Genomic DNA, 12,257 nt, shown 5'->3' with positions numbered 1-12,257 from the left:
CGTTGGCGAAGGTGCCGCTCAGCGCGTTCGCCTGGACGATCGTGTAGAGCTGGTTGAACCGGTAGTCGCTTGCCGCCGCGGTCAGCGCGTTGACTGCCACCGTGCCGCCCGAGAGCGTCGCAGTGCCGTTCACTCGGATCGAGTCCGAGGTGAAGTTGAGGCTCTGGCCACCAAAGTCGAACAGCAGCGAGCCGCCGGTCGCAACCAGGCTGCCCACGGTGAAGCTGCCGATCGGGTTGATCGCGCCGAACTGGCCCGTCGCCAGGCCACCCGGCGAGAAGCTGCCCGAGTTGAGCGTCAGCGCGCCGCCCAGCGTGCCCGAGCCGATCAGCGTGCCGCCCTGGACGCGGATGCTGCCCTGCGATGAGCCCGAGAAGGCCAGCGTGCCCGCCGAGACGTCGAAGCGCCCGGTGGTGGCGAAGGTGCCGGCCAGCGTCAGCGTGCCCGCACCCTGCTTGTCGAGCGAGCCCGAGCCGGTGATCGCCCCGCCGAACGCCGAATTGCCCGCACCCGACAGCGTCAGGCGGCCGGTGCCGAGCGCCAGCGTGCCGGTGCCGGCGATGCTGGCGACGGTCTCGTTATAGGTGGCGAGATCGAAGGTCGCGCCAGTTGCGATGCCGAGCGTCGCGCTGTCGGCGAGGCGGTCGCTCGCACCCAGGCGCAACGTGCCGGCCTGGACGGTGACGTTGGTCGCCGCCGCGGTGCCGGTGAGCACCGAGGTCCCACCCATGTTGACCAGCGTGCCCGCGCCAAGGTTTGCGTTCACCGTAGCACCGGTCAGCTGGACCTGCGCCGCAGTCAGCGTGCCGGTACCGGCCAGCGTGCCGCCCAGCGCCAATGCGCCGACCGTGTCGTTGAACGCACCGAGGTTGAGCGTCGCGCCCGAGGACACGGACACAGTGGCCGTATCCGCCAGGCGGTTCGCCGCACCCAGCGTCAGCGTACCGCCCTGGACCGAGACATCACCCGCCGAAGTGCCATTCAGCACCGACGTGCCGCCCAGATTGTAGAGCGTGCCCGCGACATTGGCATTCACCGTCGCCGCCGTCAGCTGGATCTGGCCCGCGCTCAGCATGCCCGAACCCGCCAGCGTGCCGCCAATGGCAGCGACGCCGACCGTGTCGTTGAACGCGCCCAGGTTGAGTGTTGCACCCGAAGCCACCGCCACCGTGGCGGTATCCGCCAAGCGGTTCGCCGCACCCAGCACCAGCGTGCCGGCCTGCACCGAGACGTCACCCGCTGCCGTGCCGTTGAGGGTTGAGGCGCCGCCCAGATTGTAGAGCGTGCCCGCGACATTGGCGTTGATCGTGGCAGCCGTCAGCTGGATCTGGCTCGCGGTCAGCGTGCCCGAACCCGCCAGCGTGCCGCCAATGGCAGCGACGCCGACCGTGTCGTTAAATGCACCCAGGTTGAGCGTCGCACCCGAAGCGACCGCCACTGTGGCGTTGTCGGCGAGGCGGTTCGCCGCACCCAGCGCCAGCGTGCCAGCCTGCACCGAGACATTGCCCGCGGCCGTACCGTTCAGCGTCGAAGTACCGCTGGCATTGACCAACGTACCCGCAACATTGGCGTTCACCCTAGCCCCATCGAGCTGGACGATGTTCGCGGTGAGCGTGCCGGTGCCGGCCAGCGTGCCCGCGATCGCCGCGGTGCCGACCGTGTCGCTGAACGCGCCGAGATCGAGCGTCGTGCCCGAGAGCACGAGGACTGCCGCGTTGTTCGCCAGGCGATCCGAGCCGCCCAGCGCCAGCGTGCCGGCCTGGACCTGCACATCGGTGGCTGCCGAAGTGCCGTTGAGCACCGAGGTGCCGCCCAGCTGGACCAGCGTGCCGGTGCCGAGATTGCCGTTCACTACCGCGTCGGCCAGCGCATAGTCGCTCGCAGTCAGCGTGCCGGCGCCGTTCAGCGTGCCGTGCAGCGTAAGGCTGGCGACGGTGTCGCTGTTGCCCTGCAGGTCGACCACGCCACCCGACTGGATGGTGAGCGTCGAGGTATCGGCCAGTACGTTCGAGGCACCCAGCGCCAGCGTGCCGCCGACATTGGTGAAGCCGCTATAGCTGTTCGCGCCGCTCAGCGTGAGGCCCGCGCCGCTGAAGATGGCCAGGCCGCCGCCATTGCCGGTGATCGTGCCGTCGAAGCTGCTTGTGCCCGAGGTGATCGCGACCGCGTTTGCGCCGAGATCGACGGTGCCGGTGCCGGCCAGGTTGCCGATCGCCTCGTCGGTGAGGATCTGGAGCGTGCCCGGCGCCGCGAGGGTGACCAAGGCGCCGTCACCGATCGCATTGCCGCCCGAGGCTGCGAGCGTGCCCGAATTGACCTGCCAGCCAAGGTTGGTGCCGTCGGTGCCGGTGAGCGTCCACACGCCCGTGCCGTTCATCGTGCGGCTCTCGAAATTGGCGGTCGTGCCGATGTCGAGGCTGGCGTTGCCGGCGCCGGCCAGCACCAGCGCGTCGGTGCCGCCATTGCCGTCGAAGGTCGAGCCCGCGCCGAGCGTCGCGCTGCTGACCAGCGTGAGCGTGTCGTCGCCGGTGCCCAGCGTGACGGCGCCGGCATAGCTGCCGCCGACCGTGACGCTGGCAGCACTGCCGCCGCTCACGAGGATCGCGCCATTGGTGGTCGAGCCTGCCTGCAGGTCGATCATGGTCGCGCCGTTGCTGCTGATCGCGCCCGCGCCGCCGCCCAGCGTGCCGCCGGCCTGGTTGGTGAAGACAAGCGCGCCGGTCGAAGAGACACCATAGCCGTTGGTGCCGCCCTGGATCGTGCCGGCATTGAGGATCGTGGCGCCGGCACCGAGCGTGATCGCAGTGTTGGTGCTCGTGCTCTGGACTGTGCCGGCGTTGACGATGTTCGCACCGGCAGCGGCACTGATTGCGCTCTCGCCCTGGATCGTCGCGCCCATGGCGTTGGTGAGGGTCAGCGCGCCGTTGGCGGACTGGATGCCGAAGGCGCCGCCGTCGATCAGGCCCCCCGCCTGGTTGTCGACCGTGCCGCCCGCGGACATGTTGATTGCGGTCGAGAAGTCGGCCGAATAGCCGCCGCCATTGAAGCTGCCGCTGATGATCCGGCCCGAATTGGTGACGGTGTCACCGGCATTGTTGCCGAAGAAGGCGATGTTGCCGGCGATGTCGCCCGCATTGGTGAGGATTACCGCGCCGCCGCCCGCGTTCCCGCGAACCGCATAGCCCCCGGCGTTGCTGATCGTGCCGCCGGCCTGGTTGGCCACGGTCATCGTCGCCGTGCCGCCATTGGCGACCATGCCGTTGATCATCGCGCTGTTGGTCACGCTGGTCGCTGCGGCGCCGGTGCCGAACACAGCGCCGGTGACAGTGCCGCTATTGGCGAACGAACCGCCGTTCGCCAGCGTCACGCCCACGCCCGCGGAGGCGGCGAGGGTGCCGGTATTGGCTACCGCCGAGCCATCAAGCACGACGATGCCGCCCGCGACCGTGCTGTTGCCCCCGAAGCTCAGCGTTTCGCCCGTCGCGAGGCCCGAGACATTGACCTGGCCGCTACCGCCGATGTCGAGCGTGAAGCTGCCCGAGGCGGGCTGGATGAAGGCGAGCGTGCCGTTGGCGACGACATTGCTGCCCGAGATCGTGTTGCTGGCGCCCTGGAGCGTGGCGCCGGCATTGATCGTGGTGGTGCCCGCCCAGCTGTTCGCGGTGCTGGTGAGGACGATCGTGCCCTGGCCGTCGATCACAAGCAGCTGGTTCGGATCGACGCCCGCGCCGGCCCCTTGCGTGATCGCGCCCGTGAGGGTCGCGACCACGCCCGACGTCGTGTTGAGCGTCGCCGGATCCGCCGAAGCCGGGGTGATGACCTCGAGCGAGATGGTGTTGGCGTAGGTGCCGGTCGCAGCGAAGATCGCGGTCGGGTCGATCATGTGGATCGTGCCGGTACCGAAGGCGCCCGCGGTGTTCGCGATGATGTCGGCGCCGTTGACGTAGATGTCGCCGGTAAGGCCGGTGGTGTTGTCGAAGGTGACGGAGCCGCCCGAGCCCGCGCCATTGCCGGCATAGATTGCCGCATCGGGTGCGCCGCTTGCGCCGGTCAGCACCAGGTCGCCGGACAGAACGCCGAGGCCCTCGAAGTTGGTGAAGTTTGCGAGGCTGACCGTGCCGCTGTTGCCCGCACCAAAGTCCGCAAACAAGGTGTCGGTGCCGCCGCCGCCATCGATCATGCCGGTGATCGCGCCACCGAGATAGGTGAACCTGTCATCGCCGTCGCCGAGATTGGCGTTCACAATCGAACCGCTGGCCTGCAGCGTCAGATTGTCGGCGCCGCTGCCGGTCGAGACATAGTCGCCATCGAGCGTCCCGGCGATTTCGACATTGCGCGTGCCCGTGCCGGTCGACACGACATTGCCGGTCATGGTCGAGCCGGCCTGCAGGTTCACTGCGATCGTCATATCGCTGTTGAGCGCGATCGCGCCCGCGCCGCCGCCGGTGATGCTGCCGCCGGCCAGGTTGGTGATCGTCGCGGCACCGCCATCGACCTGGACGCCCCAGCCGCCGATCAAATCGCTGCCGCCGCTGATCGAGCCCGAATTGGCGAGCGTGCCGCCCTGGCCGAGGCGCACGCCGGCAAAGCCGTCCGCCGAAATGGCGTTGCCGTTGGTGATATCGGCCGTGCCAACATCCGCGTTCACACCATACTCAAGTCCGGTGATCGTGCCGGTATTGCCGACGACGTGGTTCGCGCCCGCGCCGTTGAGCCAGATGCCGCTGCCGGCCTGGATCATGCCCGAATTGGTGACGTTGCCCGCGCCCCCCAACACCGCGACGCCCCAGGCGCCGCCGGAGCCGGTCGCATCGATCGCGCCGCTATTGGTGATCGTGCTGTTCGCGCCCGCCGTGATGCCGTTATCGACCGTGGCGGTGATCGTGCCGTCGTTGATGACGGTCGCGCCCGTGCCCATCACCACGCCGCGCTGGCCGGTGACCGTAGCGCCCAGCTGGTTCTCGAAGCTGCTGCCCGCGCCGGTCATGCCGACCGCGCCATTATAGTGCCCGGCGGTCGCGCCGGTGATCGAGCCGCTGTTGACTGCGCTCGCGCCGGCACCGCTCATCCAGACCACCGAATAATTGGCGCCCGCATTCGCAATCGAGATCGTGCCGGTGTTCACCAGCTGCGCGTTGGCGCCGGTCAGGTTGAGCGTCGCGCCGGTGCCCGAGGCGACCAAAGTGCCGTCATTATGGACGATGGTGCCGGTCGCTGCGCTGTTCACGCCCCAGTTCGCGCTGGTGAGCGTGCTGCCCGTAGCGATGTTCACCAGGGCATTGGCACCGCCTACCTGCACCGCGGCGGTGTTGCCGCCGCCATTATAGGTCCAGTTCGCCGCCTGGCCGGCTGCACCGATGTTGATCGTGGTGCCGGCGGCAAGCGTCCAGCCGCTCGTGTTGGTGTCCGTACCGGTCAGCGTCAGGCTGCTCGACAGCAGGTTCTGCGTCTCGAAGCCGGTGAGCGTGCCCAGCGCCAGCGTGGTGGCCGCACCGCGGTTGAGGTTGAAAATGTCGGTACCTGCGCCGCCGTCGATGCTGCTCGAGAAGCTGCCGCCGTTCCAGTTGAGCGTATCGTTGCCATCGCCGAGGTTGATCGCGCCGGTCGTCACCGAGCCGGTGTTGAGCGTGACGGTGTCGTTGAACGCGCCGCTCAGGTTGATCGCGGCGGTGGTGCCGCTGATCGTGCCGTTGTTGACGATGGTCACCGCGCCCTCGGAGCGGATGCCCTCGACGCCGCCGGCAATCGTGCCGCCGGCATTGTTGGTCACCGTGCCGCCGAGGAGCAGATAGACACCGCGTCCGCTGGCCAGCGTGCTCTCGATCGTGCCGCTGTTGGTGATCGCGGCGCCGGCCGCGCTGGCATAGATGCCGCTGATCACCGTGTTGGCGCTGCCGCCGGTGACGCGGACCGTGCCGGTGTTGGTGACGCTCAGATTCGCGCCATCGGCGTAGATGCCGGCATTGCCGCCGGTCAGCGTGCCGGCGTTGGTGATCGTGCTGTTCGCGCCGCCCGCATAGAGGGCGTTATAGATCGTGCCGGTGATCGTGCCGCCGGTGATCGTCGCGGTCAGTGTGCCCGTCGCGGCGACACCCCAGCCGCCGCCGCTGGTCGTGCCCGCATAGTTCTGCAGCGTCACGTTGCTGGAGCCATTGATCGCGGCGTAGTTGGCGCCGCCGGTGATGGTGCCGGTGTTGCTGGTGACGGTGAGGTTGGCGCCAGCCGCCGCCAGGATGCCGTTGGTCGAGGTCGCGGTGATTGTGCCGGCATTGGCCACGGTCAGCGCAGCGTTCGTGCCGATTGCGTTGCTGCCGGTAATCGTGCCGCCCAGCTGGTTGGTGATCGACCCGCCGCCGATAAGCGCGATGCCGTTGGCGCCGTTGGCGGTGAGCGGCCCCACAGTGCCACCCGCCAGCGTGCCGGCCGCGATCCTGCCGCTGTTGGTGATGCTGGCGCTGCCGTTGGTGTAGATGCCGGACGTGCGGCCGACGATCAGGCCACTATTGGTCACCGTCAGCGCGGCAGTGCCGAGCACGCTGATGCCGCTGCCATTGGTCGAATTGCCCTGGCCGGCGATCGTGCCGGTGGCGAAGTTGTTGACCGTGAGCGCGCCGGTGCCGTTCTGGTTCTCGATGGCGTTATAGGCGTCGCCGGCGATCAGTGCGTAATTGTTGACCGTCAGCAGGCCGGTGGCGACGACGCCGCCCGAGCCGAGATGGTTGATGCCGGAATTCCGCCCGGTGATCCGCGCGGTGGTGTTGCCCACCGAGCCGTTGTTGATCACGGTCGTGCCGGTGGTCGAGGCGATGCCGATCGCGGCGCCATAGGCGCTGTCGCCGCCGGTGCCGGTGTTGGTGATCTGGCCGAGATTGCTGAGCGTGTTGTCGGTGCCGTTGACGCGTACGCCGAGATACTGGCCGCCGGTGATCGAGCCGACCGGGCCGACTGCGAGCGTCGTCGTGGCGCCGCCCAGCGTGACGGCGCTCGCCGTCGCGCCGCTGCGCGCGCCGGCCAGCGTCACGGTGCCGCCGGCGCCGTTGACGTCGATCGTGGCGAGCGTGGTGATCGGGCCGGCCAGCGTCACCGTGCCCAGCGCACGCACCGAGCCGGCGCCGCTGACTGCGCTGGTGAAGCTGTAATTGTCGCTGCGGCCGAAGATGAGGGTGCTGCCCGTGCCTACGGTGATCGCGCCGGTGATCGTGCCGCCGGTGGCGCCGTCACCCACCTGCAGGCGCGTGCCCGCGCCGCTCACCGAGGTGCCGCCGGAATAATTGTTGGTGCCGAACAGCGCGACATAGCCGCCGCCGTCCACGGTCAGCGCGCCCGTGCCCGAAATGCCGGTGCTGACGGTGCCGACGATGCCCTGCGAATAGTTCAGCGTGCCATTGTTGACGATGCTGCCGCCCGAGACCGTCTGGCTCGTGCCGCTCAGCGTGGTGCCGGCGTTGATCGTGGTGGTGCCGGTCCAGTTGTTGAACGTGCTGCCCAGCACGATGGTGCCGCCGTCGAAGGTGACGTCCTGTGCCGCGGCGATCGCCTGGCCATTGGCATTGGTGCCGGTGCCGGTGGTGATCGCGCCGTTCAGCGTGACTGTGCCGCCCGAGGTATTCTGGAAGATCGTCGGGTCGAGGTTCGCCGGGGCGGCGACATCGAGCGAGACGTTGTTGGCATAGGTGCCGGCCGCGGCGAACTGGATGGTCGGATCGATCGCGTGGATCGTGCCGGTACCGAAGCCGGTGGTGGCGAGCGCGCGGATGATACCGCCCTTGAGATAGATATCGCCGGTCAGCCCGTCGCTGGTGAAGGTCACCGAGCCGGAATTGACGTTGATCGTCGCGCTGGCAGTGACGCCGCTCGCCGAGCCGGTGATGGCCCAGTTGCCGGCATCCGCCTTGGTGATAGTGCTCGCGCCGATGATCGTGGAGATGTCCAGCACGCCACCCGCGCCGATCGAGGTCGTGTTGTTGCCGTTGCCGCGCAGCAGCAGCGTGTTGCTGCCGCTGCCGAGGTCGACCGCGCCAAAGGTCGCGGCGCCGTTCAGGCCGGCGGCCTGCAGCGTGATGCCGCTGCCGCCGTCGACCGTTGCGCCGCCGCTGCTGCCGGTGCCGTTGAAGAGCGCCAGCGTGTCGTTGCCGCCCGCGAGTGTGATCGCGCCGGTCTGCGAGCCGGCAAACAGGTAGACCGTCGTGTTAGCGCTGCCGAACGCGGTCACGCCGCCAAGGCCGCTCGTCGCCTGGCCGTAATTGTTGAAGATGCCGCCGCCGGCGAGGGCGATCGCGGCGCCGTTGACGCCGCTCAGCGTGCCGCTGGCCGCATTGGTGATCGTGCCGCCGCCTGCCGCGTAGATGCCCGAATAGACGCCGCCGCTGATCGTGCCTGCGTTGAGGATCGTGGTGGTGCCGACCACGTTGACGCCGTCGAAATTGCCGGTGCCGCTGCTATGGCCGACGATCGTGCCGGTATTGGTCAGCGTCAGCGTGCCCGACGCCACCACGCCGCCCGCGGCGCCGCTGATCGTGCCCGAGTTGGTGAGGTTGCCGTTGACGATGCTCACCGCATTCGTGCTGCCGCCGGCGGTGAAAATGGTGCCGGCCACCGTGCCGGTGCCGATCGTGCCGCTGTTGGTGATCGTCGCGTTGCCGGTGCTGAGAATCGCGAACGACGCATTCGCGGCGATCAGGCCGAGATTGGTCACGGTCAGCGCGCCAGTGCCGCTGTTATGGACGCCGAGATTGCCGGCGCCGTAGACGACCGAGGCGGCGTTGGTGTTGTTGAGCGTGAAATTGGCCGAGCCGCTCGCCTGGCCCGCGCCCGAGGCGCTGCCGCGGATCATGCCGGCATTGTTCACCGTCGTGGTGAGGGTGCCGCTATTGTCGATGCCCGAGCCGGCATTGGCGGCGATCAGCGCGCTGGTGTGGGTGGGGTCGCCATTGTTGATCGTGCCGCCGCCGGCGAGCGCGATGCCCTGGCCGGCCTGTGCCGTGATGCTGCCGGTGTTGGTGATCGACACCGTCGACGAACCGGCCGAGCGTACCGCCGCGATGGCGTTGGCAGCGTCGTTGCCGCCGATGATCGTGCCGCTGTTGTTGAGCGAGCCGCCGAACGCGAAGGCGATCGCGCTGAACAGCGTCGGTGCGATCGTGCCGGTGTTGGTGATCGTCATCGCCGCGTTGCTCGATGCGATGCCGGCGCCCGCCGCATTGATCGTGCCGGCGTTGGAGACCGTGGTGGTGGTGACGCCGTTGACGAAGATGCCGTTCTGGATACCGCCGATCACGCCCCCGGCGAGGATCGAGGCCGAGGCGCCGTTGCGCAGTTCCAGTGCCTGCGCGCTGAGCGACGCGCCGAGTGTGCCCGAGACCGCCACCGAGCCGCCGGTGAGCAGCCACTCATAGCCGCTGGTGCGCGTGCCGGTGAGTGTCAGCGCGCCAGACTGGTGGGTATAGCTCTTGAAGTTGGTCAGGTTGGACAGGCTCAGCGAACCGGTGCCGCTCGTACCGAGGGCGCTGATGAACGCATCGCTCGTGCCGGAGCCTGCGTTGATTACGCCGGTGATCGTGCCGCCCTGATAGGTGAAGGTGTCGTTCGCCGAGCCGAAGGTTGCGTTCGCCATCGAGCCGGTCGCGGCGAGCGTGAAGGTCTGCGCGCCGGTGGCGGTGCCGGCATTGTAGTTGCCGGTGAGCGTGCCGGCGAGCACGGTGGTCACTGCGCCGCTGTCTTCCACGAAGACGTTGCCGGTCGTGGTCGAGCCCGCATTGAGGTTGAGCGTCTGCGCGCCGGTCGAGCTGAGACGGATTGCGCCTGTCGCGCCCGCGCCGCCGATCGTGCCGCCCGAATTGTTGGTGATCGTCGCGCTGCCGGCATCGATGCTGATGCCATAGCCGAAGGTCGCGTCGGTGCCGCCGATGATGACGCCGCCATTGTTGTTGGTGATCGCATGCGTGCCGGCGGCGTTGATGTAGATGCCTGCCGACGAACCGGCGCCCTGGCTGGTCTGGATCGTGCCGGAGTTGGTGACGGTCAGCGTGCCCGCGCCGGGCTGCTGGTTGATGCCGTCGATCGCGCCGATGATCGTCGCATAGCTGTCGATCGTCGCGTCGCCCGCGGTGTTGTAGACGCCCCAGCGGCCACTGAGGGTTCCGCCCGAAAAGACATTGAGCGTCGAGCCGGCGCCCATGCGGACTGCCGCGCTGGTCGCGGTGTCTGCGGTGACGTTGGCGATCGAAGCCGTGGTGCCGGCGAGGACGTCGACGCCGCCATTGACGGTCATCGGGCCGGTGACGACTGCGTTCGCCAGGATCTGGACCGAGCCGGTGCCGTTGACGACGTTGGACGTCGAGCCGGTGCGGTCGATCTGGAGCACGGCATTGCTCAGCGTGATCGCGCCGACGACCGAGCCGGTCGCGCCGCCACTGCCGAGCCGCAGTGTGCTGCCGGTCACGGTGGTGCCGCCGGCATAGGTATTGGCGCCGGTCAGCACCAGCGTGCCGCCGCCGGTCAGCGAGACCGCTGCGCCGGCGCCGGTGCCGGCGGTGTAGCCGCCGCCGGCAAGGCTGGTGGCCGAATCGTCGGCGATCGTGCCACCGACCGTCGTGGTGCCGGAGACATTGAAGCCGGTGGTGGTGCCCGAGGTCAGGAACATCGCCGAACCGGCGGCTGCGCCGTCGCCGTTCGTACCCGTGGCGCCGCCGGTGCCGCCGGTGGCCGATCCGCCGCTGAAGCTGGTGCTGCCTGAGATGGTGAACGAGCCGCCGCGCACGAACACCGCGCCGCCGGCGCCCAGGCCGCCGCCGCCGGTGGTGTTGCTGCCCGAGCCGGCGCCTGTGCCGCCGATACCTGCCGTAGCGCCGCCCCCGGAGCCACCGCCGCCGCCGAACCCGCCATTGCCGCCATTGCCGGTGCCCGTGCCGCTGATGGTGTAGCCATAGCCGCCCGCGCCGCCGCCGCCATAGCCGCCACTGCCGGCGTTATAGGCGTAATAGCCGCCGCCGCCGCCGCCGAAGTCGCCGCCATTGCCGCCGACACCGGCTCCGGCGCTGCCGCCGCCGCCGCCGCCGATGCCGCCACTCGTACCACCGGCATTGTTGCTGCCGCCCGTACCGCCAGCGCCGGTATAGCCGGCACCGCCGCCGCCGCCGCCCTGGCGGTCGCCGCCCGCTCCGCCATGGGTACCGCCACCGCCGCCGCCGCCGCCAAGGTTGATGGTGGCGCCCCCGGTTTGCGTGACAAGGTTACCGCCGGCGCCGCCATTGGTGCCCGCGCTGCCGTTGGCGTTCGCGCCGCCCGCGCCACCCGCGCCGCCCGGACCGTTGCCCCCGGCGCCGGCAGCCGTCCCGTTGGGGTTGCCGTTGAAAAGCTGCGAGCCGCCGCCGCCGCCGCCGCCGCTATAGCCGCCGCCGCCGCCGCCCGCGTTGCCGCCCTGACCGCCCGAGCCGCCGAGGCCGCCACCGCCGCCGCCGCCACTGCCGTTGCTGTTCAGGCCAGCGCCATTGCCGCCCGCCGCAGCGTTGCCGCTGAACGCGACGTCGGTCGCGGTGACATTGCCGCTGTTGACGAAGATCGCGCCGCCGGCGCCCATGCCGCCTGCGCCGCCGCCCACGCCGCCATTGCCGCCCTGCGCCTTGCCATTGGCGAGCACCAGCCCGGTGAAGTTCACCGCATTGCCGCCCGCATCGACGAAGAACAGGCGGACCTGGTTGCCGCCGCTGATCGTGAAGGTGTTGCCCGCCGAACTCTGGAAATTCGTCGCGGTCGTAATGACGGGCAGCAAGCTGCTGATCGAGATGTTGGCGCCGATGATGATCGTCGAGCCGGGGTTGCCGTTCGCGCCGATGATCGCCGCGGCCAGGCTGGCTTCGTCATTGACGTTGAACGTGGACGGCGTCGGCGAAGGCGAGGGAGCGGGCGTGGGGGCGGGCGAGCCGCCACCGCCGCCGCCGCTGCACGGATCCGGCGTGGGCGTGCCTTCGACGGGCAGGAATGTGCAGACCTGCGCATAGGCCGGGGTGCCGGCCAGCGTGATTCCGATCAGCGCGGTCGATCCGAGCAGTGCCTTGCGCAGGAGCATGTCGCGTCCCGCACGCGCCGAAACCGCCTTGGACGCACGCGCGCCGTTGCCACGATCGATCATTCTGGAAAGCCCCCGAAACCCAATTGCGGCGCATCCGTCGATTACGGAAAAAACGCCAAGCGTACGGGAAACCCCCTAGTCGAGGTCAGGCGATTCCTATTTGAACAACAGTGTCAGTGGGTTGAAC

The 12,257-nt window shown here is 69.3% G+C and carries 1 protein-coding gene; it reads right to left on the bottom strand.

Annotation, left to right across the window (positions count from 1 at the left end):
* The coding region (locus HZY97_RS21025; protein ID WP_180145882.1) for an autotransporter-associated beta strand repeat-containing protein at positions 1-12,130 on the bottom strand (12,130 nt) is incomplete at its 3' end.
* Between the last annotated feature and the right edge of the window lie 127 nt (positions 12,131-12,257).

It is taken from the genome of Sphingomonas sp. R-74633 (assembly GCF_013416555.1).
Taxonomy (GTDB): domain Bacteria; phylum Pseudomonadota; class Alphaproteobacteria; order Sphingomonadales; family Sphingomonadaceae; genus Sphingomonas.
Note: the sequence above shows the minus strand (reverse complement) of the source record. Positions and strands in the feature narration are given on the sequence as shown.